General features: G+C 41.6%; 21 protein-coding genes. 13 read left to right on the forward strand and 8 right to left on the reverse strand.

All coding sequences use genetic code 11. From position 1 onward, the window contains the following. The 8 genes from D6774_00615 to D6774_00650 all read left to right on the forward strand — a co-directional run. Positions 1-1104, forward strand: a 1104-nt coding sequence (locus D6774_00615) for a hypothetical protein (protein RME78577.1), incomplete at its 5' end; no start/stop codon positions are given. Positions 1105-1287: 183 nt separating this feature from the next. Continuing rightward, the gene (locus tag D6774_00620) at positions 1288-1560 is read left to right on the forward strand and encodes a hypothetical protein (protein RME78578.1); all 273 of its coding nucleotides are present in this window, start codon (positions 1288-1290) and stop codon (positions 1558-1560) included. Then, positions 1532-8089: a DNRLRE domain-containing protein gene (locus D6774_00625; GenBank protein RME78579.1), complete on the forward strand. Its 6558-nt coding sequence runs from the start codon at positions 1532-1534 to the stop codon at positions 8087-8089. The genes D6774_00620 and D6774_00625 overlap by 29 nt, the downstream gene beginning before the upstream one ends. 203 nt (positions 8090-8292) lie before the next feature. Further along, positions 8293-9753 carry a hypothetical protein gene (locus D6774_00630; GenBank protein RME78580.1) on the forward strand — a complete coding sequence of 487 codons (1461 nt, stop codon included), beginning with the start codon at positions 8293-8295 and terminating at the stop codon, positions 9751-9753. Positions 9754-9770: 17 nt separating this feature from the next. Continuing rightward, a complete protein-coding gene (locus D6774_00635; protein RME78581.1) occupies positions 9771-10901 on the forward strand; it encodes a hypothetical protein in 1131 nt (376 codons plus the stop codon). Beyond that, the gene (locus tag D6774_00640) at positions 10885-13122 is read left to right on the forward strand and encodes a hypothetical protein (GenBank protein RME78582.1); all 2238 of its coding nucleotides are present in this window, start codon (positions 10885-10887) and stop codon (positions 13120-13122) included. Before D6774_00635 ends, D6774_00640 begins: the two co-directional genes overlap by 17 nt. A gap of 33 nt (positions 13123-13155) precedes the next feature. After that, positions 13156-13716, forward strand: coding sequence for a hypothetical protein (locus tag D6774_00645; GenBank protein RME78583.1), 561 nt, complete (start codon positions 13156-13158; stop codon positions 13714-13716). Positions 13717-13749: 33 nt separating this feature from the next. Continuing rightward, positions 13750-14703, forward strand: coding sequence for a hypothetical protein (locus D6774_00650; GenBank protein RME78584.1), 954 nt, complete (start codon positions 13750-13752; stop codon positions 14701-14703). Here the strand turns inward: D6774_00650 and D6774_00655 are convergent. The 7 genes from D6774_00655 to D6774_00685 form a co-directional block, all read right to left on the reverse strand. After that, positions 14689-14973, reverse strand: a complete 285-nt coding sequence (locus D6774_00655) for a hypothetical protein (GenBank protein ID RME78585.1) — start codon at positions 14971-14973, stop codon at positions 14689-14691. The genes D6774_00650 and D6774_00655 overlap by 15 nt on opposite strands. A gap of 128 nt (positions 14974-15101) precedes the next feature. Beyond that, positions 15102-15584 carry a 50S ribosomal protein L11 gene (locus D6774_00660; GenBank protein RME78586.1) on the reverse strand — a complete coding sequence of 161 codons (483 nt, stop codon included), beginning with the start codon at positions 15582-15584 and terminating at the stop codon, positions 15102-15104. 4 nt (positions 15585-15588) lie between these two features. Continuing rightward, positions 15589-16056, reverse strand: a complete 468-nt coding sequence (locus D6774_00665; GenBank protein RME78587.1) for a transcription elongation factor Spt5 — start codon at positions 16054-16056, stop codon at positions 15589-15591. A 12-nt stretch (positions 16057-16068) separates the two neighbouring features. Then, entirely contained in the window at positions 16069-16248 is a 180-nt protein-coding gene (locus D6774_00670; GenBank protein ID RME78588.1) for a protein translocase SEC61 complex subunit gamma, read from the reverse strand. Beyond that, positions 16245-17351: a cell division protein FtsZ gene (gene ftsZ, locus D6774_00675; protein RME78589.1), complete on the reverse strand. Its 1107-nt coding sequence runs from the start codon at positions 17349-17351 to the stop codon at positions 16245-16247. Before ftsZ ends, D6774_00670 begins: the two co-directional genes overlap by 4 nt. 67 nt (positions 17352-17418) lie before the next feature. Further along, positions 17419-18099: a peptidylprolyl isomerase gene (locus tag D6774_00680; GenBank protein RME78590.1), complete on the reverse strand. Its 681-nt coding sequence runs from the start codon at positions 18097-18099 to the stop codon at positions 17419-17421. Between the two features lie 123 nt (positions 18100-18222). After that, positions 18223-18999 carry a hypothetical protein gene (locus D6774_00685; GenBank protein ID RME78591.1) on the reverse strand — a complete coding sequence of 259 codons (777 nt, stop codon included), beginning with the start codon at positions 18997-18999 and terminating at the stop codon, positions 18223-18225. A 275-nt stretch (positions 19000-19274) separates the two neighbouring features. On the opposite strand from D6774_00685, the gene D6774_00690 reads away from it, so the two are divergent. The 3 genes from D6774_00690 to D6774_00700 are packed head-to-tail and all read left to right on the forward strand — an operon-like array spanning position 19275 to position 22427. Next, a complete protein-coding gene (locus tag D6774_00690) occupies positions 19275-19940 on the forward strand; it encodes a class I SAM-dependent methyltransferase (GenBank protein RME78592.1) in 666 nt (221 codons plus the stop codon). Between the two features lie 46 nt (positions 19941-19986). Continuing rightward, positions 19987-21642 carry an arginine--tRNA ligase gene (locus D6774_00695; GenBank protein RME78593.1) on the forward strand — a complete coding sequence of 552 codons (1656 nt, stop codon included), beginning with the start codon at positions 19987-19989 and terminating at the stop codon, positions 21640-21642. 2 nt (positions 21643-21644) lie between these two features. After that, entirely contained in the window at positions 21645-22427 is a 783-nt protein-coding gene (locus D6774_00700; GenBank protein RME78594.1) for an arginase family protein, read from the forward strand. On the opposite strand, the gene D6774_00705 is transcribed toward D6774_00700, so the two are convergent. After that, positions 22417-23880: a flippase gene (locus tag D6774_00705; protein ID RME78595.1), complete on the reverse strand. Its 1464-nt coding sequence runs from the start codon at positions 23878-23880 to the stop codon at positions 22417-22419. The two genes, D6774_00700 and D6774_00705, sit on opposite strands and share 11 nt — an antisense overlap. Here D6774_00705 and D6774_00710 point away from each other — a divergent pair, their 5' ends adjacent. Both D6774_00710 and albA read left to right on the forward strand, forming a co-directional pair. Then, positions 23881-24171: a 30S ribosomal protein S17e gene (locus tag D6774_00710; GenBank protein ID RME78596.1), complete on the forward strand. Its 291-nt coding sequence runs from the start codon at positions 23881-23883 to the stop codon at positions 24169-24171. Positions 24172-24177: 6 nt separating this feature from the next. After that, positions 24178-24420 (forward strand): DNA-binding protein Alba (albA, locus tag D6774_00715; GenBank protein ID RME78597.1); only part of this gene is annotated, 243 nt, incomplete at its 3' end.

Below are 24420 nucleotides of genomic sequence, written 5' to 3' on the forward strand. Positions count from 1 at the left end.
CTTGAAAAAGATGAGAAAAAAAGAAAAGAACTCATCCAAAACGCACTTGCACGAGTAAATGAGCAAGAACTCCGCGCACGTAAAAGACATAAAAATTATCTTACGGTAAAAGAAGCGAAAAAGCAAAATGCGCGAATTAGCAAAGAGTTTGAAAATCTTCGCGAAAGAATTGCACTTACACAAAAAGAGCTTATTGACCTTGAACACTCAAGTGTTACAAAAAAAGAGTATGGAAAACACGTTGATTCCGCCAAAAAAGATATTGATAGACTTAAAAAAGAACTCGTGCATTTACAAAGAGAACTTGCTTTCGAAGGAAAGGAGTTGCGCTCAACACTCAAAAAACAAGAAAAAGCATTGCTCTCAAAAATTAAAAAAGAATACTTGCACATTGATCAAGCAGAAGCACTCGTTGAGGATATCAACAAGGAGTTTACAACCACGCAAGATCAGTTCAAACAATCATTTTCTCGAATAAGTGATATAGAAGATGCTCTCAAAGAGCAAAAGAAATCTCACTCCGTATCACGTAAGGAGCAAGAAGCACTAAAAAAGCAACTTGCAAAAGCCCTGGATGGTATTTCAGCATTACAAGAAGAAGTAAAATCGCTAAAAGTGAATTTTGTCTCTCAGACGCGATTTCAAAAAACACTCAAATACTTCAAGAAATACATAAAAGAGCTTGAAAAAGAAGCAGTTGAAGAAGATCGATTCAACCAACTCTTCAAGGAAGTACGCAACCTCAAAAAAGAAGGTTTCAGGAAGGCATCAATCACCCACCGAACGAAAAAAGAAGTCGGTGCATTGGTGGACTCAACAACCACTAAAAAGAAATCTTCTCTTAATAAGGAATTCAAAAATCTCTTCAAACGTAAAATCCGCGAGAATGCAAACACTTCGCTTGCTACTAGGGTGTTCCGTCTTGCGAATATTCTCATTTTTTTGGCATTTGCTCTTCTCATCGCGTCAATAGCTCTTTTCTTTGCAGGAAAAATAATACTCACAGACAGATTCGCACTTATTTCTGTGATCTGTTTTGTTGTGGGTATTCTTCTGCGCCTGTTCACCATTGGAAAAGTGCAAAAGAGTAAGGCACAAAAGTAATTTGCACGAAAGTAATTTTGACGCATGTAGATTGCTAGACTTCTTTTGCAAGTGATAGTTGCGTTCTTGGAAGAATGTGCCACCTGTAGATTCTGCCCTCTGTAGAATATGCCATCTGCACGGATAATTCATGATTCAAGTCCAAAGATACTTTTATAAACTGCTGTTAATCGTATTAACCGCATGGATGGCTTTGAAAAAGGGGTGTTGGTAAAGTTCTCAACAAGACAACTTTCTCCAACTCAAAGGGTGAAATTCCACTATGCATTCAAAGGAAGAAATGGCTCAACAGGAATTCTTGACACGCTAAACGCGCAGCACATCGCCCCAAGCGTAGTTATCATTCCTTCGGATCACTATTCGCAGCTCAAGGAATTCTTCACTTATTGGAATATAGATTATCAGTCAAAAGTGATTTACCACTCAAATGACCGGGAGGAGCCGCATGAAGCGTAACCAGAACTCCCTAATAGTGGCACTAAAGTCTCCGTTGATCTTCAGTTTTGTTCTTGTCTTTATCTTCTTTGTTCTTCTTCGCATCTATACTCTAACTGTTGGTGTTCCAGTAGATGCCTCGGAAGCGTTCACAGTAATCTCCATAGCAGACGCGCAAAACACGCCTCAAAACATAACTCTTGACGTACGCAGGAAGACTACTTTTATCGGTGAAGATGTAAAACAAGTGCGCATAACGACTCGGAACTCATCAATAAAAGAAATTCTCTTTGAAGACGTGAGAGGTGACTCACTCAAACTAGGAGTGCAGGAACTAAACCCCCAAGAGCAAAAACCTCTCTTCGTTCAGGCATACGCTCTTGACCCCGAGAGTGTCAACTTTACCAAAGCAAAGGTAAAAGCGGTAGCTAAGGGAAGATCTCTCTTTAAATGTGTGGAGTGGAATTTTGAAGAAGAACGCTGTGAAGGCAAATGGAAAAAAGTACGCGGAGTAGAACTTGAACCCGGTGAGGAATATGAATTTGAACTCACTCCTGAAGACCCTGGTTTTGGAGAAAGCATTGCACCAGTAGATGTTCTTGATAAAGAGGATTACCTCGTTGATGCAGATCAGCGCATAGTGGCGCATAAAAAGAACAAAGACCTCATAGATGTCATAATCCAACCGAAGAATAACTTTAATGGGTATATCCAACTCGTCAAGTATTTCAAGAAGTCTTCAGGCGCTTCAAGAGAGTTGTTTATAGAACCCGTCCCCGTATCAAAAGATGACCTGCGCGATGGTTGGACAAACATGTTCAGCATAAATGGCGTTGCACTTAATGCAACAAATTTGAGGATTCTTTCTAGAACTCCTGCGAAAAGCATCTTCATGTGTGAGTCCTGGGAGTTTCAATCTCAACGATGTAACGGGCGTTGGAAGAAAATTGCAACGGTTGAAAAGGAGATCTACAATGTTTCCCTGCAACCAACTGTGGCTGGGTTTGCAACAAGCGTGAAACCCGTTGATATCCTTGATCGTCAAAACTACTTACTGCCTAACGACATCGTTACGTTAAGAAAACATCAAGGCGCATCCGATGTGCTCGTAACACTCAAAGATCCTACGAGTAAAATCACAAACATAACTATCCACGCATTAAATGAAACCTCAACATTTCACGAACTCAATATAGATCTTAACATTGCAAATTCTCGTATCCTTAAAACTCCTGGTGTCTCTCAAGTATATGCGATTAATCCAGAACATCTTTCCTTTGATAATCTTACTGTAAAAATCTCTCCAAACCATGCAGGAAAACAACTCTATAAGTGTGCTTCTTGGAACTTCTCAACACAGGAATGTGTGGTAACTCGTACGTGTTCAAAGGAAACTGATGAGCGGGGAAATCCTTATTGTACTGTTACAGGAGGCTGGGTGAAAGTAGCGGACCTAGAAGAGCGCGAAGGATATGCTTTAACACTTAACGCAACTGACCCTGCCTACGCAGAATACTCCAACGCGTTTACTGCTCCGTATTGTGCAAACGGTGAGTCTCCTTGCAGTGCAAACAGCTCATTATTACAGTCAAGAGATTCTCTTACAACGCCTGAACCAAATCAACCAAACACCATTGATACCTGTACTGACGGAACTTCAGGAACATACCTCACAGACGAATCTGTTGAGAACATTACCATCACCAGTCTCAATAACTCACATTTCAGACCTGGAGACACCATTCAGGTTGAAGCATGGGTGAACTGCTACTCAAACCCGGCTGATGATTTCATTGGACTTGTCTACACAAGCAACGCAAACACTCCTTCGTGGTCTGTAAAGCAAACATTATCCTGTCCTGCGGGTGGTTTGACCAAGATCACCTTCAACAACCTAACGCTAGACTCAGTTGAAGGAAATCACTCAGTAAGAGTGTGGGTCCAATATAATCCAGGGGGTGTGCAAAGCGAGACCTGCTCAGATTCTTCTGGAGGATCTGGGACCTATGATGATAATGATGATGTAGTCTTTCTTGTAAAAAATGCTCCTGACCCCGCTCCTGCTCAAGTAATTTTTGGAGAGACGGGAGAAGTTACTCTTGGCAACTTCGCATCAACACTTGTCAAGTTCAATCAGACCTATTCCACAACACCGCTCATTTTCGCAACACCTGTAACACAGAACGCAGGACCTACAGATGATGACAGCGCGCTCATCCCACTTATCTATTCCATCAACACCACACATATGAATATCACTATTTGTCAGGATAACGGAGCTACTACGTGTGATCCCACCGTGGTTAATGAAACGTTGCACTACTTCGTTTTTGACCCTTCAAAACCATACCCTGAGTGGATGGAGGTAGGAACAGTAATTGCTTCAACCAATGGCGCAGATACGCCTATTACGTTTTCCAAGACCTTCAACAACACCCCTTATGTATTTACTCAAGCACAGACATATAATCAGGGAGGATCAAACATAGCACCAGTAGCCTGGGTTGATGATATTACCACAACAGGTGCAAATATTATTGGCTGTACACATCAAGGAACAGGCAATAATTGTGATACGTCAAATCCTTCCGAGACCTTTGCGTACCTTGCAATTGATGTACTCAATGCGAACTTCTCAAAAGCAGTCAATTTCCAATACGGCTCAGAGGATATCAGCAATAGTGCTTGGACTCCCATTACCTGGACTGCAAATTACACAAATGTGCGAATGATGGTCACCCAAAACGACGATGATGGAAATCAAGACCCGCAATATGCTTGGGCGCGTGATGTTAACACAACAACACCTGATATCCGGTATTGTGAACAAGACGGCGCAGATGATTGTGATACGCACACTTCTGAATTCGTGATGTGGTTCACAATGGAACAAGGACTCATCTCCATTGGCGAGCCAGTCACACAGCCCATTGAGGTAGTTGATGAATCTGGAAGTAGCGTAGCAGTAAATGCAACCATCACAAACCAGTCTGGTGAGTTGCAGAACATCACTGCAATACCACTCAATGAGACGAGTGTCCAAGAAATCGTTATTATTAATCACAACGTGTCAACAGGGCAAAGCATGCTTAGACTAACCAATATCACCAATGATTCAGAATCTCTTGAGAATACGTGGGCGCTTGACCCAACAGGACTGGACTTTGAATACATCAACGTCACCTTCACCGCGCAAGGAAATAATCTCTTCAAATGTACTGATTTCAATTTCACCTCACAAACCTGTCTTGATGACGACAATTACACTCTTATTCTCACCAACATGACACCAGGACAAAATTACACCATCACTCTTCTTCCAGGAGACCCAGGATTTGGAGAGACAATTACAGGTCCTGCAAATATTAGTGATGCACGCTTTAGAAGCGGATCACAATCATCCACGAATTATGGTTCAACAAGTCAACTCAGAGCGGGGTATAGAAACAATAATAACATTCACCGATCAATTATCTCTTTTGATCTCTCCCACATTCCGCCCAACGTTACTATTACAAACGCAGAGCTTGGTTTATACTTTTATTCCATTCCCACAGGAGACGATACTGCAACGAAGTTCAACTACTCCCTCCACCGCGTACAACAAAACCCTGCAAGAAACTGGACTGAGCTTAACGTTACGTGGGACACGTATGACGGTGTTAATTCCTGGACGAATGCAGGAGGTGATTTCATTGCAACACCAACCGACACTGTTGCTCTTAACGGCTCCGATCTTAACACCTTTGCAAAGTGGAACGTAACCGCAGATGTCATCGCGTTCTACAATAATCTTTCAACTAATTTTGGTTGGATTCTCAAAGAGGATACTGATCTTGACGGCCCCCGGTCAAGAAAAAATTTCCGCTCAAAAGACTGGAGCACTGCAAGCGAGCAACCCTACCTTATCATTAACTACACGGACCTGCAAGTTCCCAGTGTCACCAACGTGCAGCCTCAGAACACGACACATGCAACAAAAGATATCGTTCCTATCAACGCGACAGTAACAGATAACGTTGGTGTTGATACTGTTATAGCACAGGTAAAAGTTCCCAAATTCAACACGTATTACAACATTACCATGACAGACCCTGATGGTGATAACGTATACGAAGCAAATTTCTCTCAGACCTGGTGGCAAGGAGATTATGAAATCACCATCTTCGCAAATGACACTGGGAACCTGCGAAATGACACGCAAAAAGGCATGTTTAAAATCCCCGTAAGATCGGGATTTCCTACAGGGGATGTTAATGACGGAAGAATGATTGCTGTAATTGGAACAGGGTACAGCACAAGAGTCACAACCAATGCAAGTATTTTCATCGTCGTTCCAGGATCAGACCCTGTTGTTAACATATCAATTCTTGATGGGGACTTTGGAGGGGTATTTGATGCAGGAACAGGAGGTACCACAACCTATACGCTCTATGCTGACAAAGATATTAACGGAACAAAGCTCTTCCCGCTGATTAGCCACAGTTCCGCAGATTTCACGGATAATACGCTTGAAACTTTCTACGCAGCAAGTCAAAGCCCCAACGCGCTTAACAGTGATGGTGATTACTATTACAGGTTAGATTTTAGTTTTGACAACCAAGCAGCAAGCGCAGTAAACCTCTTCAAACTCATCACACAAGGGAAAACAACTATTTTTTCACCTCTTACAGGGTTTCAATTTATTGCAACAGATGAGGATGCAATCTTTGGATCGGTTAATACAACGTACTTAGAACAAGGAGATTACTTTGAATTCTTCATTAACGTGCCACCAGGAGAGTCTAACCTGACATTCCTTGATGACGATGCGGATTACAGCGCAGATGCTTCAAGTCCGGGAGCACCTTCCACACCGTTCATCTACTACGAATTGTATTATCCTAATGGAACGTTGATCGGAAACAACACGGATCCTTCAGGAAATACGCTTGATGAGGAGAATTTCACCTTCAACATTGATGGCTCGGGAGGGCTTTACCGCTGGATTTGGTATAACGTAAATAACCAAACAACGTCCTTTGGTCCTAACAACATCTACACAAAAGTGCCATTCCTCCTCCTGACAACAAATGCATTTTACAATGGCGATCTTAACGTGTTTAAAACAGACGTAGATGTTAATGGAGGGTTGTTCTTTGCAAACGACACGGTGTTCTACAACATTTCTATCAACAATCCGGTAGCAGAAACTGCGCCAAACGTGACGCTTTACGATCCCATACCCGCATACGCAAAATACGTTCCAGAATCCATCGTCTATCAAGGAGTGCACCTAACCGATGCTGCTGATGGTGACGCAGGAGACTTCAACGTGACAGTTCCTAACGCAGTGTTCATTAACATATCCAATATTACTGGTTTTGATACGGTGTATGCAAGCTTTAATGTGACGTTGCTTCAAGGACCTGAAAATCTCACTGAAGTCAAGAACCAGGCAACAGTGAATTTTTCAACAAATGGCTCACAAGTCTCAGACGATCCTGATACGATCCTTCTAGCAGATGAGACTGGATCCGAGGTTGATTTCAAACCACCAAGCGTATTTGATCTTAAGCCCAATCAAACCTTTTTCAACCAGACCACCACCGTTAATATCAGTGCAAAGGTAATTGATGTACATAATATTAGCACTGTTATCGCAACGGTAACCTATCCAAACCTAACAACGGTTAATCTCACCATGGCAGAAAACAACCAAGGAAACTATTCGGTTTTTTTCAATGTAAGCATTGTTGGCATTTACACGTATAGAATTTTTGCAAATGATACGTATAAGAACATCAATTACACACAGACAAATTTCTTCATTGTCAACGATTCCATAGGTCCTAACATCACAGCGATTGTAGATGCGCCTGACCCCGTGGACGGAGGAAGTCCTATTACTATTCGTGCAAATGTAAGTGATGAGAACAGCATAGTAACTTCAGTTATTTGCGAGATCGATTATAACAATGGTACTCTTAACAATTTTTCCATGACTTTTGTTTCAGGAACGCTTGATAACGGGACGTGGGAGTTGAATTTCTCAGACCAAGTACTTCCAGGAGTCCATAATTATACTATCTATGCAAGCGACGGTTTTGGTAATAACGCAACACCAGTCACAGGAAATTTCACCGTCAATCCCACAGTTTCTATTTCATTGCTACAATATCCCATAGACTTTGGGAATACTACTGCAGGAGATGTAAACAGACCTGCAGACAACGGTACAGGAGGAAACGGATACGAAGGAGGGCTGGTCAAAGGATTTCCCTTAATCGTCGTTAATGAGGGGAACGTTAACGCAAATGTTTCCATTAAAGGGACGGATCTTGTTGGCGTTACAAATGCATCATATGTTATTAATGTGACAAGAGTATCGTTTGCAAATACGAGCAATGTGAGCCTCTCGCAACCACTCAACTATACCTTTACACCTGCACTTACGAACATCAGCGCGTTATTTGGTCAAAAAGATTTGTTCTTCTGGATTTCTCCGGTAGGTCCGCTCTCAAGACAAAGTTATCAAGGAACGGTTACCTTGGTTGCCGTTCAGACATAAACAAATAATGAGGGTTCAATACGTAGAGAGTGTGCGTAGTAAATTAGCAGATGTTGCAGAGGGTCAATGCGTTTTACAAACGCTGTTGCAAAAACATGAAGTAGTAACAGGAGTTATTATCCTGCTCGCGTTCCTCCAAACGAAATGTTTATAAATACATAAATGAAGAATGTGTTTATTCAACTTAAAAAAGAGTTTCCACAATGAAAAGGGGTGTATTATTAACATTTATCTTCCTTCTTACAGTGTTTGCTGTTTCAGCAGCCAATGAAACAAACACAACAACTCATGTGCGTATCCTAAACACGCCACCAGTGGTAAATGCTGTAACTGCATCTCCAAACCCTGCAGAAGTAGGTGTTTCTGTCATGACGATTACTGCAAATGTTACTGATGTGAACGGTGTTCCAGCAGATATTCAACAAGTCAATCTCACGTTTGATGCGGGAACTCCAGGATCTCCTGGTGATGATGTGAGCTTTATTCTCGTTTACAATTCTACTACTCAACTCTTTCAAAACACGACGTATACCATAGCAGCAGGATCTCAATTAGGAAATTGGACGGTGAATGTCACTGCAACAGATACAGCTCTTGCAACTGATTACAACGCAACGGTATTTGTTGTTCAAGATACGGTTATTCCTCTTGTTAACATCACTCAACCAGTAAACGATTCTGACTTCCAACTCAATGATACAGTAAACATTTCTGTTAATATCGCCGATAATGGTTCAATTGACACGGCAATTGCTATCATAGACATTCCTGGCGTTGGACAAGTAAACGTTACACTCACGTTTAATTCCACAACAGGTCTCTGGGAAGGTGATTTCAACCAGACCCAAACTAATGGTATTTACAACATTACAATATGGACCAATGATACTGGTGGTAATGTGAACAACACAGAATTTATTCAGATCAATGTAGGTGACATTATCGCACCTGTTATTAACACGGTAACGGATACTCCTGATCCTGTTGATCCAGGACAAACACTTGGTGTCACAGCGAACATCACCGATAACTTTGGAGCAACAACAGTGATCCTCGAAGTGGATTACGCAAACGGAACAAAAACAAATTTCACAATGACCCTGCAGTCAGGAGTAGCAACAAATGGGATCTGGTTCAATGACTCCATTGATACTTTCCTCGCTCCAGGAACATACAACTATACTGTCTACGCAAGCGACGCAGCAGGAAATGAGGCAACACCTGTGGGAGGAAACTTCACTGTAAACACGCTTGTGAACATTGAACTTGTAAACGTACCTATTGATTTCGGAAACACGACTATTCCCGTTACACAAAGAAGAGCAGATAACGGAACAGCAGGAAATGGGTATGCTGGTGGAACCATCAAAGGATTCCCTGCAATTGTAAACAACACAGGAAACGTTGATGTCAACGTAACCATCAAGGGAACGAATCTTACAGGACAAACAGATCCTGCTTACGAGATTGATGTTTCCAATGTTGAGTGGAACCTTACAGCAACTCCAGGAACTGCACTCACAACAACTGCACAAACCCTTGTGAATGGTCTTACCGCGTTCACCAGTACGACACAAGAGGTCTACTTCTGGATCTCAATCCCAGTAGGATACATCCCACAAGAATACAACGGTACGGTGACCTTCACCGCGGTACAGGCTTAATCTTTTCATTTTTCATTATGACGAGGCTCGTACTTGTAGCATTATGCATTCTCCTTCTCCCTCTAGTTTTAGCACTACCTCAATCAGGAATAGGTATCTCTCCCGGTTGCACACCAAATGAGGGTGTGAAGTGCTTAACTCTTCCCGTCAACCACTCAACAGATCTCGTTACGTTTTCTTTTAGAGTTTTCAATTGGGAACAAAAAGAAACCGCATTTGACATTTCAGCAGAAGGCATAGAACCTTGGCGAATTGACTTGAGTACTTCTTTTTTTACACTAGACCCCTACGTTCCCGCAGGGTCTTGTGAAGAAAATCCTGGTTGCGAAGAAGTGTTTATTACCATTAACACTTCAGGACTACATCCTGGAAACTACTCGGGATACGTCACAGCTACAAGCGTTGCAGATTCTGGAGGTATGATTGCTGTTCGCCAAGCAGTAAAAGGCAAATTTTCTTTTGAAAAACTTGCGCGTCCTCCAACAATGTTTGAACGTGCGCTAAAGGTCTGCGGACTAGTTATAGGTGTGTTTGCAGTTATAGCACTTCTTATCTACTGTGCATACCGGGTGGATAAGAAACATGCTCTTCGTATCCGCAAGACCATAACGCATCTAGACAATGGTTTAGTACGCGTACGTATCATTCTTGAACACCGTGCAAAACTGTATCACAAGCCCATTAAGTGGGTGTTTCTTGCAGACAACGTGGCGTTCCCTATAAAACAGGTTAAACTCTTTGAAATAACCAAGGAACTCCAAGATGATCACCTTCCCAAAAAATCTCTCGTTACAACTAAGGTAAAACACATAAAGGATAACCTCTTAGAGCATATCAAAAAACAGGTTGAATCTAGGACGTCCTTTGCACTCTTACATGAGGAAAAACTGTACTTGCATTTCGCACCAAAGGATAATTTCCTTGAAATCAAAAAGGGTCAGCGCTTCCTCATCACTTACGATTATAGAGAAGATGATAAACTTAGCAAAGACAAAGATGCTCAAAACGAGGATGTTCCCGAAGAGGACTGTGTGGAATACACATTTTCCTACACTGAAGTTAAAGGGGTGAACGATGTATTCCCTCTCATTGAGGAACTAGTCCCTCCTGATGAACAAGAAGATGCTCACGATGAAAAAAATAACTAAGCGTATTGTTTGTAATACTCTTCTTCTCACTCTTCTTCTCGTCTTCCTTATTCCTTTTGTAGCATCTCAAGGAACGTCGAGCGGTGTAAAAATCATTGGAGGAGCACAACTCTACAATGAGTCTTGTGTGCTCAATACAGACTGTGTGAGTAACATTTGCCTCTTAAACACCACGTGCGGCTGCTCCTCAAATAGTGATTGCAGTGTGGGAACTTGCAATCTTACAACCCATATCTGCGACGAAGTAGCAACCATCACAACAGAATTTCCTAAATACTCTCCAGGAGTTGAAGTACTTCTCAGAGGTGACGGTTGGACGCCTTATGCGACCGTGCAAATTAACTTTACTAACAGCTCAGGAGTGCTGAGCACGTTTACAACAATTGCAAACGGATCAGGAAGCATTAACACAACCTACGTTTTACCCAATACAACTGCACTAGGAAATTACACCTTCGCAGGTGACGAGGTGAACTCCGCCCTCTTTGACAACACATCAATAGAAGTACTTGCTCCCTACTCATTTTCAGGGTTCATCTTCACAGAAGATCTTGTCACCGCCGAGCCTTCAAACGTTACACTGCTCCTTCCTAACGGCACACTCGTTGCAATTGATGATGAAATCTACAACTTCACTTTTGAATATGGTCAAAAATACCTTATTAACGTCACTCCTGTCAATCTGAGTTGTGCTGTCAACTTCTTATTCAAAGGCGTTGAAGCACAAGGTTTCATAGGAAATTTCCTCGGTCTTGATAACCCTGATACGAATTCTTCAACCTATCTTGATTGGCAATGCCTCTTCTCCTTCATACCCCAAATAAACTATTCAAGCGTTGATATCACGGCACTACACACTCTTGATCCAAATCTCGAAGTACACAAATGTACTAACTTCAGCTTCACTAATAGGACCTGTCTTGATGACACCTCTGAAGGCTGGACCTTTGTAGCTCCTGCTGCAAACCTATCACAAACAACGTTCAACCTTTTAGCTGGTGATCCCATAGTGGGGCTTGCTCCAGGTTCACCCCCCGTAATTGAATCCATTTCAGATACTCCCGACCCCGTTGTTGCAGGGAATAACATTACCTTCACCGCACAGGTAAGTGATAACGCAAAGGTCAAAAAAGTCTTTCTCGAAGTAGATTACCTGAATGGAACGCTTATTAATTATACCATGACACGTGTGGCTGGAAATAAGAAGAACGGAACATACACCTTTACCACACTGAACACTTCTCTTCCGAGTGCAACGTACATCTACACAGTGCATGCAAAAGATAATTCCAACAAATTCGCAACACCTAAAAGTGCAACATTTACGGTAACCGCTACGACAACACCTTCAGGAGGAGGTGGAGGGGGTGGTGGAGCTACAAGGCCAAGCCCTGTAACGACGTGCACGAAAAAATATTCTTGTACTGGTTGGTCGGAATGCGTTGAAGGAATTCAAAAAAGAGTCTGTACCGATCTTAATAATTGCGCAGGAGAATACTCTGGACCTATCCAACAAAGAAAGTGTCCAGCTCTTGCAAAAGAAGAAACATCAAAAACGGCATCAGAAAAAATAGCGTTCTACGTAACCAAAGGCATTGAAGAAATTAAACACTCAAATCCGCTTTTCCCTGCACTATTCCTCTTAGCAGTAGGAACATTGCTGTTGTTCTTTTACGAGCAGGCAGTTATCGTGTTCAAACACAAAGCAGGAGACTTGGTAGCATTGGGAATTAGAAACAGACCCTGGTTCTTCAAGAAGAGCATTACTGATGTCATCCTCGTTGAAGATGCTAATAATGTAGGTGCAGTGGTTAAGGGTGGTGAGCAAATTCCTTATTACAAAAAAGGAACGATTATTGATTTTCTTAAACACTATGTAAAAGACAAGTCTAGTTTTAGCATGGAGGTCGGTGGGAAAACACTTACCGCACTCAAAGATGGCGTGCGCCCTCTAACACTAAGACCAGGACAAGAAGCACACATAGAGTATCAAGGAGATATAGTCTCGCCTTACTACGCAGAGTATCACAGAGGAGTAGCTCCAAGCGAAGAAGAGCTTAAGCAAGAGGCAGAACTTCTTGAGAAGATTTCCAAGAAGAAAAGCCTTCCCAAACAACCATTGCAAGCACTCGACGCTCTTGAAAAAGAGCTACGAGGTATCAATCACAACGATGACCTCATTAACAGAATACACCAACTTAAGCTTATTTTCAAGCACTAAGATTTATAAACATCATTTTCTCTTGCTCATTCCATGAAATACGTATTATTTGCACTACTTATGATAGCGCTACTTGTGGGTTGTTCAACACAGGTTGAAGTTCCTCAAGAGCCAGACACACCACCTACAGAACAGGTAGATGATACTATGAACTCTCCATCCGAGCCCGCAGTTGAAGAGCCTGGCGCTCAGGAAGCAAGTAAGGACGAACTTCTTGATCAAGGAACTCAAGAAGGAAGTATGCCTGTTGAAGAAGAATCAGTGCAGGGAGACGACCTCGTTGCGGAAGATGGTGTCGATCAATCCACCAATGATACTATTGATATAATCAAGGCAGAAGATCACGTCATAGTTTTTGAAGAAAACTTCGTTGTAGAGCCAAAAGAACTCACCATCAAAGTCGGGGAAACTGTTACGTGGAGGAACAATGCAAAAAACTTCCTACACACTCCTGCATGGGCTCATATGTCTGAAAAGTCAAAACCTCTCAGGTATGGAGAAGAATGGAGCTACACCTTCACAGAACCTGGCGAAATTAAATGGTTCTCAACCGCAAAACCCACAGCACAGGGTGTGATCTACGTGGAGGAGTGATCCTTTTTGACAAGGGAAATATTCTCAATTTTTTTGCTTTTTTTTCTCATTGCCTGTTCCTCTTCAGGTGATCATCTTGTCATTTCCGAATCTGCACGTACCGTTGATGCGCCCAAAGGATTAAGCTCAGCAGAGTATTTTGCAAAAGATGTGGAACAGTTCTGGACTGCGAAGAAGTACAACGTGCTTTATGATTTATTCACTCCTGAGTTCAGATCGCAATACACAAAGGATGCTTTTGTATTCCTTGCAGAAGAAGAAGATAAACGCCTAGGAATTCTGAGTGTTAGAGCAGTAAATGTATCTGAAGAGAGCATAACTTTTGAAATTGATCGCAAGCGCTACGTCACGACGACAACAGCAAAACTCATCAAACAAGAAGGAGAGTATTTCTTAGAACCGTTTTACATTTTCAAGGAGTTCAACCCTGAACAGGTGTGTAGGCGCGTAGCAGATGATATTACCTACGCGCAGTGCGGAGTTGATCCAAAAAGAGGAAAAGATCAATGCGAACATGATACCTACTTCAAATGCTTGTATGACTACGCGATTTCAAATAATGAGCCTGCATATTGCGATCAAACAGGATATCTAAAGGCATCTTGTTTTGAACACTTTGATATCAAAATCTCACAAAACGAGAAAAGAGAAAGTTGTGCATCACATTACAAGGAGAGTGATGCTATGCGTTGCCTTTCTGATTTCGCAGTCGCAGAAGATGATGTGTCGTACTGTGATGCAATCCCTTATGATGAGCTTAGAGCGCGTTGCGTAGGAAAACTCGCAGCAAAGCGAGATGAAATATCCTTATGTACAACGTACCTCAAACAAGAAATTTATTCAGAACTCAAATTGCTTGCTTGTTTTACAGAATATGCAAGCATAACAAAAGATGACTCATATTGTCAGCTTATAGATCCTGATAATAACCCCAAACTTGGCGCTCTAGCAGAAGAATGCTCAAAATACGCGTTAGGATTCGCATAGAGGAGACGAGTATATTTTTTCCAATTCTAAGAGGCGCATCTCATCTTTCATATATTCTTGCATGACTAATTCTTTGAGCTTAGTAGGCGGAAGGGCTTTGACTACACTTCCTTCTTTTACAACAAGACCTTTGTTCATTAAGTTCTCAATTACTTGGTAGAGGGATGTGCGATAAAGACGTGTAGATTTTGCAAGTCGTACAATAGTTTGCGGTCCCTTGCACACGAGAACTTCATACGTAATTTGTTCACCTCTGGTTAAACACCTCATACGCTAACGGTGTTTTTCTCTTTAAAGAGTGTTTTGTTGTAATGCTTGAAACTTTTTTGATGTGTATTGAAAGATTTACGCCTTAATTGAATACAAAAAGAGAAAGGGAAATAATTAAAGAGATGTTTTTACGCCTTAAGCTTGTCGTCCCACTCGCCACTATTGAGACGCTCAATAGCATCATGTGCTTTAACACCTTCAATCCATACACCCATGGACTGACAGGTTCCCATGATCTCCTTTGCTTTTTCTTTAAGATCTTTTCCAAGAAGAGCATCTTCCTTCATGCGAGTAATTTTAATGACTTGATCAATGCTAAGCTCTCCTGCCTTGTCCGTTTTTGGGTTTCCAGCTCCTTTTTCAATTCCACATTCCTTTTTGATCAGAGCAGAAGCGGGAGGTGTCCCAATAGTGATCTCAAACTCTTTGGTTTCATCATCAACAGTAACCTTGACAGGTACTTGCATTCCCTTATAGTCTGCAGTCTTCTTGTTAATCTCAGCTACGACTTGCCCAATATTTACTCCCATAGGTCCTAATGCTGGTCCTAAAGGGGGTGCTGCCGTTGCTTTGCCTCCTTCAATAAGTACATCAACTGATTGTTTTGCCATTTTTTTAACCCTCCGCAGGTTCGTCAGTATCCCTTCTAATAACCTTAACAGCGTCAATCTTCAAGGTAACCGGGATGGGAACTGCAGCTTCTACAAGTTCCACAACGACTTCTTCTTTTGTAGTGTCAATACGTGATACTTTTGCATTTTCACGTTTGAATGGTCCTGAGATAATCTCGACAATATCTCCTTGTCTGATGTTAATCTCTGTTTTGACCTGTTCAAGCATGTGTTCAATTTCTTTGTACTCAACTTCTTTTGGAAGGAGTCCACGGGCATAAGGAATGCCGTAAATTGCTTGATCAGCACTCTCCCTATCTTGAGCTTCAACGAAGATATACCCTCTCATGCCATGCGGTCTGATTACTGCATAGACTGGTAATTTCTTCTTTGCGATGTTAGCGGTCAGGAAGTCCATAACTTGGTCTTCTCGATTTGCTGTTGTTCGTAGGGCATAGATGTGGGTTTCCATTTTTTTCCTTCTCTAAAAGAGTAATTCTTTGAACAAAACGATGATGAATGCGACAAGTCCGATTGCAAGCATACCAAGACCTGTGACCTTGACAATGCTCTTGTATTCTTGAGCGTCAGGCTTCTTAGTAACTTTAAGAACGCGTATGCATTCCTTAGTAAATTGTCTTAGTCTTTGCATTGCTGTTTTCATACGAACTCAATCCCCAATTCGTTTTGTATTTCTGATTTTTTCTTCACGGTGCGTTCATGTCCGAAGATCTGTGCTGATGTTACTCCTGTGATGATGAGCATCACGCGAATAGTGTCACGTAAATCTTCTGAGATCTGCGCACCCCAAATGATACGTGCTTCTTCGTCAAGGCGTTCTGAGATCGTCTCAACGACTCTGCGCGCTTCATCAAGTGTCATATCTGGGCCTCCCAGAACGTTAATAAGTGCGCCGTTAGCGCCAGTAATATCAACATCAAGCAAGGGATTATTAACTGCTTTTTCAACGGCTTCAACAGCGCGGTTTTCAGTGTCAGACTCGCCAACACCAATAAGAGCAACGCCACCGTTACCCATAACTGCACGAACATCTGCGAAGTCCAGATTTACAAGACCTGTTGTAGTTACTAGTTCCGCAATACCTTTAACTGCGTTGGTTAAGATTTCATCTGCAACTTTAAACGCGGTGTGAAGAGGTAAATCTGGTGCGAGTTCAACAAGTTTATCGTTGGGAATAACAATGAGGGTATCCACAATGGATTCCATTTTTTCAAGACCTACGATTGCGTTTTCATATCTTCGCTGGCCTTCCATAGAAAAAGGAATAGTAACAACACCTACCGTAAGTGCGCCGAGTTTCTTTGCAACTTCTGCAACAACTGGTGCTGAGCCAGTACCTGTTCCTCCCCCAAGACCGCAGGTGATAAACACCATGTCTGAGCCTTGAAGTGCTTTTTTAATATCTGATTCTGATTCTCTTGCTGCTTCTTCACCAATTCTTGGCTGACTTCCTGCTCCAAGACCTCCTGTGAGTTCTTTTCCGACGAGAATCTTCTGATCGGCGGTGGTATAGAGTAAATCTTGCGCATCGGTGTTAATCGCAATTGTTTCAGTTCCTTTAATCCCAACCTCTGTGATGCGGTTAATGGTGTTATTACCACCACCTCCACAACCCACGACTTTAATTTTTGCACTGTGTTGTGAGAGGAGTTGTTCTAACTCATCATCAACGTGATTGCGCTTGCTATGTCCGACTGGTTGTTGATCTTGTGCTCGTTGTGTTGCTTCCCTAATGAAACTATCCATTGTGTTCATCCCCCTTTGGCTGTGTGTTGTTTGCTGTGGGTATCATGGGGTTGTAATCGTGACGCTCTTAGTGCTCCTTGCTTTCTTCTTTTGCTGTGAGTGTTCCTTCCTTGAGTCCTGGAACCGCTTCAACAAGGCGTTTTCCTATGTGGTCAAGGAGGGGTTGAGGGAACTTCCCAGGAATATCAATAGTTGGTTTTCCATCTTTGAGTGTAACCTCGACTTTTTGAGGGTCAAGGTTAAGACTCATTGCAACAAAGTGCTTGACCTTTGTTGCATCATCATCAATGCGTTTGTGAATGTGTACTTTGTAAATAACATCTTTTCCTGCAAGGGGGTGGTTGAAATCAACAATGATACGCCCTGAAGACACCGTTTTAACCGTTCCTACCATGCCACCTACTTGTACTTGTAGGCCTACTTCTGGGCGAATATTGTTTTTCATAAAAACAGATCTGGGAACGAGTTTCATATTCGCAGCGCTTTTCTTGCCAAATGCACGCTCTGCAGGAAGCTTAATAGTTGCTTCTTTGCCTATTTCAAGCCCTTCAAGACTATCATCGAGGCCTTTAAGAATCTGGTTATAACCAACACAAATGACAAGCGGGCCATATCTCATCTTCTTGCTAAAAAAGCCTTCTTTTTTAGCCACTTCAGCGCTAGTGCTATCAAACACTACGCGAGGCTCACGCGTTTCTCCTGTGTAGTCAAGTTCAATGAAATCGCCTTTTTTTACTTTTTGAGTCATTCTAGGTCCCCCTAGCAAGTATTCTTCACTGCTAGAGAATTAAGCAAAGAAAGCAAAGGTGTGTTTTTAAAGGTTGTGGTATGGGTGTGTGTGTCACGCGCATCCTGGAGCAGATACTCTGGTTTAGGAAGGATTCTTTTTAAGACGCTCGATGAGGTGTCCTGTGGTTTTAAGAAAAGAGATGATGGTGTCAACAACGTCTTGTGCAGAGATATGCGTAGTATCAATGAGGAGATCGTAGTGCTTAGGATCATAATAGTTAACATTATAGAGCTTCTTGTAACGCTCAATCTCTGCTGCCTTGCGTTTTTTGATATTCTGAATTGTTTTTTGCAAGTCCTTATTTTCAGTCTCATCACCTCTCTTCGCAGCGTAAATTCTGCGTGCACTCTCTTCTTCATCAACATGGAGGAAAATCTTGATAGAATCAGGGATAAAATACCATCCAAGACGCGCATCAATAACGAAATCATCATTTTGCTCGCCAATTTTTTTGAGCTTTTCATCAGTTAATCTATCAATTTGAGGATTGTCCATAACATACTCACTAAATTCAAGAATGCTCATGCCCTTTTCTTCTGCAAGCATGCGCTGGAAATCGCCCATGGAATAATGGTCAAGATGGAGTTTTTTTGCAAGCAGTTTTGCAACGGTGCTTTTACCCGAGCCAAGAGCACCGGAAATAGTAATTTTCATAGAGGGAAGAAACTCAGATCTCTTAATAAATATGTGCTCTTGAAATACGTTCTTTTGCACTCTTGTTTGAGGAAAGAAAGAAGCAAAGCATAAACTTGGCGAAAAAGAGGTGACGAGGGGTAAGAGGAAGTGAAGGTAAGAGCAAGCACTATTGCAGGAAATATCTATACGTTCTGTTAAGAAACGACCTGTTGGTGCGTACATAACATTTTTATACGTGAAAACGAAAATAGTTTTTCAAAAGGAGGTGATGAAAAAATCGCTCAAGACGAACAAGAACACGAAGCAGATGCATACACAGATGCAGACGAACTCCTCGAAGACGACGAACTCGACGCTGATGAAGCAGCATTCATGAAAGGCTATGAACAAGCTGCTGACGACGACTGGGAAGGAAAAGATGCTGAAGATGAAGAATCTACAGAAGACGATTCCGAAGAAGAGTAAGTCTTAAATAGTTTTTTTCAAAAATCTGTCATATGAAAGGACATAGGGAAGCTGATAATGAAATGTATTATCGAGCGATATCCTTGTTTTCTTCTAAGAAAAAAGTTAAGATTCTTGAACTTGGTTGTGCGGGAGAAGAGTCTATTAAGAAAATTCGTATGTTGTTTCCACATGCTGAAATTCATGGTGTTGAATACGAGGGGTGGCGTGGAAAGTTTGAAAAATTTCCGGAACTTGAATCATTGCATTTCCTTGATTTGAATAAGGATGACTTTCCATTCGAGCACGAATCATTTGACTTTATTTTTTGTAATCAAGTTCTTGAACACATCTATGAAATTGATGCTGCACTTGAAAAAATTTATTCTATTCTCAAGAAGAACGGCTATTTTATTTGCGGAACTCCAAACCTTGCAGCAGTTCACGAAAGAATATCCCTCCTTTTTGGGTTCAATCCTTCTACGTGGCACACAGCTAATATCCAGTTGGGTCTACGATATCCTGCCTCAACGAACCATAGGACTCACTGTAATGGTTTTACTATAACTGGTCTAAAGAGGTTGCTTAAATATCACCGGTTTAAACCGCAAAAATATCTAGTTTCTGAAGTCTACTTGGGCAAGAATTTTTACATCCCTTTCTTTTCAAAGCTTTTTAAGGGTTTTGCACTTAGTCAATGCTGGATTTCGCAGAAGTAGGAAAATTTAGATAATGCTTAAATAGGGGAATTTCTCAATCTTTTTCATGTTTGTTCAGGAACTTAAAGAACTTCTCAAGGGAACCTTGGATGTTGATGAAACACTCATTGAAATTCCAAAAGCAGAATTTGGAGACCTCGCATATCCTTGTTTTAAAGAAGCAAAACAACGCAAACAATCACCTGCTCAAATAGCGCAAAACATCGCACAAGAACTCAAAGATGATATACCTACCCATCCGGTTTTTGAAAACGTAGAAGCAAAAGGGCCATACTTAAACTTCTTTATCAAACCACGGGTGATCGCTCAAAAAGCAATGCAGAGCAGTTTTACATCCGAGAAGAAAGATGAAACTATTGTTATTGACTATTCAAGCCCAAATATTGCAAAACCCTTTAGCATTGCACATCTACGCTCAACCGCAATTGGTAATGCACTCAAACATATCTACAAATCAAGAGGCTACACGGTAATCGGAGTAAACCACCTTGGAGACTGGGGAACACAATTCGGAAAACTCATTGCAGCATATGAATTGTGGGGGGATGAAAAACAACTCGAAAAAAATCCTCTCGACCACCTCATTGATATCTATCAAAAATTCTCAGAACAAGAAAAACTCGACCCGTCCCTTACTGAGAAAGGAAGAGAATGGTTTAAACGATTAGAAGAAGGTGACGAACAAGCAGTACAACTTTGGGAATTATTCAGAGAATTAAGCCTAGCAGAATTCAAAAAATACTACTCGCGACTCAAGGTTGAGTTCGACTCCTTCAAAGGTGAGGCATTCTACATTGACAAACTTGATGAAACGATTCAAAAAGTCAAGCAAAAGGTTCGTGTTGAAGAAAGTGAAGGAGCACAAGTAATAAAATTAGATCAATTCAAGCAACCGCCACTCATCCTCATAAAATCAAACGGAACCACTACCTATCACACAAGAGATCTTGCAGCAGTGTTCTATCGACTAGAAGAATACCATCCTAAAAAAATAATTTATGTTACGGACAAGCGCCAAAAATTACATTTTGAACAGCTCTTCAACGCGCTAAGCCTTATGGGCTATGATAAAAACATGTTCTCCCATGTAGACTTTGGCACCATGACCTTTGAAGGACAGGTCATGTCAACACGTGAAGGAACCTTCATTTTCCTTGAACAAGTTCTTGACCTTGCAATAGAAAAAGCCAAATCAATCATAGAAGAGAAAAATCCTCAGCTCAAAAATAAAGACAAGGTTGCAGAGCAAGTCGGAATAGGTGCAATCATCTTCCATGATCTTGTAAATGATCGCACAAAAGACATAGACTTCTCATGGGAAAAAGCACTCTCCTTTGATGGTGCATCAGCACCCTACGTACAATACACGCATGCTAGAATCAGTGCAATTCTACGAAAAAAATCACCGCAACCACAACCAGATTTTACCGTTATAAACTCAAAAGAAGAACGTAAACTCTTGCGACACATGTTGTTATTCAATGATGCAATTGATGATGCTTGCAAACAAGAAAAACCCCATATCATTGCACACTACTTACTTGACTTATGTCAGCTGTACAATACCTTCTACGCACATTGCCAAGTACTCTGCGAAGATGAAACCCTCATGAATGCACGACTGCACATCTGTAAAAAAGTAAAAGAAATAATTCAGTACGGACTCTCCCTTCTTGGCATAGAAGCTCCTGAGGAGATGTAGCTATGATACTCTCAATCCCCTTCGCACACCAGCATACCGGAAAAGGCAAAGGAGCTATTAACGCGCCCCAAGCTATTATCACAGCTCTTAACAATTTCTTCTCAAGCGAAAAAGGAAAACCTTTCCAGAAACCCGAAGTGAAGACTGTAAACGTTGATCTTAGCAACGCGCAGGAGACTAATGAGCGTATCGCCAGAGCAGTAACCGAGCACAACCCGCGCATCATCCTTGGAGGAGACCACTCCATCACCTACGCAAGTGTCAAAGGGTTTATGAAGAACAACCCCGGAGCAGGACTCCTCGTTTTTGACGCGCACCCAGACCTTGTACATAATCACAACCCCCCAACCCAAGAAGATTACTTGATTACTCTTATCGAAGAAGGCATCATCGATCCCAAGAAAATCATCCTCATCGGTCTTCGCAACTGGGAGCAAAGCGAAATCGCCTATCTCAAAATGCACAAAATCAACCACTTCACCATGGACCAAATTTATCAACAAGGATTCCCCGATATTATCCAAGGAGTCATGGAGGTCATACGCTCCTGGCCAGCTTGCTACGTCTCCCTTGACATAGACGTCTGCGACCCCGCACACGCTCCAGGAACAGGATGGATTGAACCTGGTGGAATTACCTCAAGAGATGTACTCTTTGCAGTACAACGCTTGCAACTCATTGAACAAGTAAAATGCATGGACATTGTAGAAGTTGATCCTGCAAAAGACGTGAATGGGATGACGGTGCAGTTAGCTGCGAAGATTGTTGTTGAAACTATTTCTTGAGAGCTAGGTTCATAAGCCATTTTAGTTCAGATATTTGTATAATTTTCATGAAGAGCACTATTGCCAGGTAAGTGAGGAATGCAAGAGGAATTGATGTGCTTAGCTTGAAAAAGATGTTCCACTGCTGTGTGTGGAAGAGTTGAAGAATGCAAAGGAAGAATGTGCCTGCGATAAATGTGAGCGTCCACGATTTCCAAGGGAATTCAAATTTTATTTTCTTAACTATTGCAAGATGGGTAAGGAAAAGCATGGCGATGAAACTAATTGTTGTTGCAAAAGCAGCACCTTCAATGCCGAAAGAGGGTATGAGAAAAAGGTTGAGAATTACATTGAGTGCAGCTGTGATTGATTCCACGAAGAGTATTTTCCGGGGTGAGTCGAATGCAATGAGTGCTTGCTTGTTTAATGTTGCTAGTAATGCGAAGGGTATGCTAAGAAGAAGTATTTGCATAGCAGGGGTTCCTGAAGTATATTGAGAGCCGAAAAATACTGCAATAAATGTCTTGGCATACGTTCCTAAAGCGAAAAGAAACGGGAGGCTGAACACCATAAGGAGCCTGTAGATGAATTCAAAACCTTTTCTGATCTCCTCACGTCTTCCGTGTTCCCACCTTTTGACTAGTGTCGGAAGAGCCATAACAGTAAGTGAGTTCGTGATGGTAAAAATTGCCATGACTGTTGGTAGAACGATATTATAGATTCCGACTTGTTCATAGGTGGAGAGTTTTGTAAGCATTAGGGTATCAAAATTGCTGATAATGTTTGAGCCAATTGTGGTAACAAGGAGAATCTTCCCAAGTCCAAGGAGTTTTTTAGCAGAATATTTATCTGGAACGGTCCAGGAGAATCCTCTGAATGCTTTGCGAAAGAACAATAGGAAGACAAAAACACCACAGAGTACATAGGCAAGAGAAGGGGCGATCAAAGATTTTGAAGGTATAAGTAAGATTAACAAGAAGAGAATCACTTCCTTGGAAATCACTGAAGCGGCGAAAGTTTTACTATCTTGCTTGATATTAAGTAGTTGATGCACGAGTTCAATTCCAAGGGATGTGATAAAAAACAGTGATAAACTTTTAAGAAGAATCTCGCTAACGGGTGTTTCAAAGTAGTATTTTGTGAGCAGAGGGGATAAAAAAATAACAAGTACCGCAAGAAGTACGCCAAAACTAAACTGGAGAAAAAAGGATGTACTAACAATGCGATTTGCATTCTTGATGTTTTTTTTTGCAATCTCTTGAGATGCGAATCGAATAGTTGCGGGGGGAAGGCCTGCACGTCTGAATAACATGAGAGTGGATATAAGCGTAAATACTGCATAGAAAAGACCGTACTCATTAATACTGAAACTTCTCGCAAGATATATGCGAATGGCATAGGAAAATGCAGCTGCAAACCCTGTTGCAAGGAAAATGAGGAGCGATCCTCTAAGTATGTCCCTTGAAGTAGTCATATGTTTGCACTTGCGGGCTTAATTTATAAATACGGAGTATTGTGGACAGTAAGTTTAAATAGTCCTAAGAACCGAGCGTTCATCAAAGGTGACCACACTATGGGACGAATCAAGACAAAATTGGTAAAAAGGGTAACTGAAGACATCTTTAGTAAGCACAGGGAGCACATTAAACCGTCCTTTGACGAAAACAAGGCTGTTGTGCAGACTTTGGCTAAATTTGAGAGTAAAAAGCTCAGAAACATTGTCGCAGGGTACCTCACAAAGCTCTATAAGACTAGAGAGGACTAGGTCAACATGGATGACAATAGCATTTTTATTGGCAACAAGCCGTTCATGAACTACGTCACCGGCGTAGTGATGCAGTTCACCACCAAAAACGCTTCTGAAGTCATTATCAAAGCAAGAGGAAAATTCATCTCTCGCTGTGTTGACGTAGCGGAAGTTGCAACCAATCGGTTTCTTGATGGAACTGTTGAGATAGGCGACATTAAAATCGGTTCTGAAGAATTCAAAAACGAAGAAGGAAAAGACGTCCGA

The organism is Candidatus Woesearchaeota archaeon, assembly GCA_003695435.1.
In the GTDB taxonomy this organism is placed as follows: Archaea; Nanobdellota; Nanobdellia; order Woesearchaeales; family UBA11576; genus J101.

Coding starts and splice junctions, on each gene's coding strand:
- D6774_00620 (RME78578.1), top strand. CDS start 1,288: ATGGATGGCTTTGAAAAAGGGGTGTTGGTAAAGTTCTCAACAAGACAA.
- D6774_00625 (RME78579.1), top strand. CDS start 1,532: ATGACCGGGAGGAGCCGCATGAAGCGTAACCAGAACTCCCTAATAGTG.
- D6774_00630 (RME78580.1), top strand. CDS start 8,293: ATGAAAAGGGGTGTATTATTAACATTTATCTTCCTTCTTACAGTGTTT.
- D6774_00635 (RME78581.1), top strand. CDS start 9,771: ATGACGAGGCTCGTACTTGTAGCATTATGCATTCTCCTTCTCCCTCTA.
- D6774_00640 (RME78582.1), top strand. CDS start 10,885: ATGAAAAAAATAACTAAGCGTATTGTTTGTAATACTCTTCTTCTCACT.
- D6774_00645 (RME78583.1), top strand. CDS start 13,156: ATGAAATACGTATTATTTGCACTACTTATGATAGCGCTACTTGTGGGT.
- D6774_00655 (RME78585.1), bottom strand. CDS start 14,973: ATGAGGTGTTTAACCAGAGGTGAACAAATTACGTATGAAGTTCTCGTG.
- D6774_00660 (RME78586.1), bottom strand. CDS start 15,584: ATGGCAAAACAATCAGTTGATGTACTTATTGAAGGAGGCAAAGCAACG.
- D6774_00665 (RME78587.1), bottom strand. CDS start 16,056: ATGGAAACCCACATCTATGCCCTACGAACAACAGCAAATCGAGAAGAC.
- D6774_00670 (RME78588.1), bottom strand. CDS start 16,248: ATGAAAACAGCAATGCAAAGACTAAGACAATTTACTAAGGAATGCATA.
- ftsZ (RME78589.1), bottom strand. CDS start 17,351: ATGGATAGTTTCATTAGGGAAGCAACACAACGAGCACAAGATCAACAA.
- D6774_00680 (RME78590.1), bottom strand. CDS start 18,099: ATGACTCAAAAAGTAAAAAAAGGCGATTTCATTGAACTTGACTACACA.
- D6774_00685 (RME78591.1), bottom strand. CDS start 18,999: ATGTACGCACCAACAGGTCGTTTCTTAACAGAACGTATAGATATTTCC.
- D6774_00690 (RME78592.1), top strand. CDS start 19,275: ATGAAAGGACATAGGGAAGCTGATAATGAAATGTATTATCGAGCGATA.
- D6774_00695 (RME78593.1), top strand. CDS start 19,987: ATGTTTGTTCAGGAACTTAAAGAACTTCTCAAGGGAACCTTGGATGTT.
- D6774_00700 (RME78594.1), top strand. CDS start 21,645: ATGATACTCTCAATCCCCTTCGCACACCAGCATACCGGAAAAGGCAAA.
- D6774_00705 (RME78595.1), bottom strand. CDS start 23,880: ATGACTACTTCAAGGGACATACTTAGAGGATCGCTCCTCATTTTCCTT.
- D6774_00710 (RME78596.1), top strand. CDS start 23,881: ATGTTTGCACTTGCGGGCTTAATTTATAAATACGGAGTATTGTGGACA.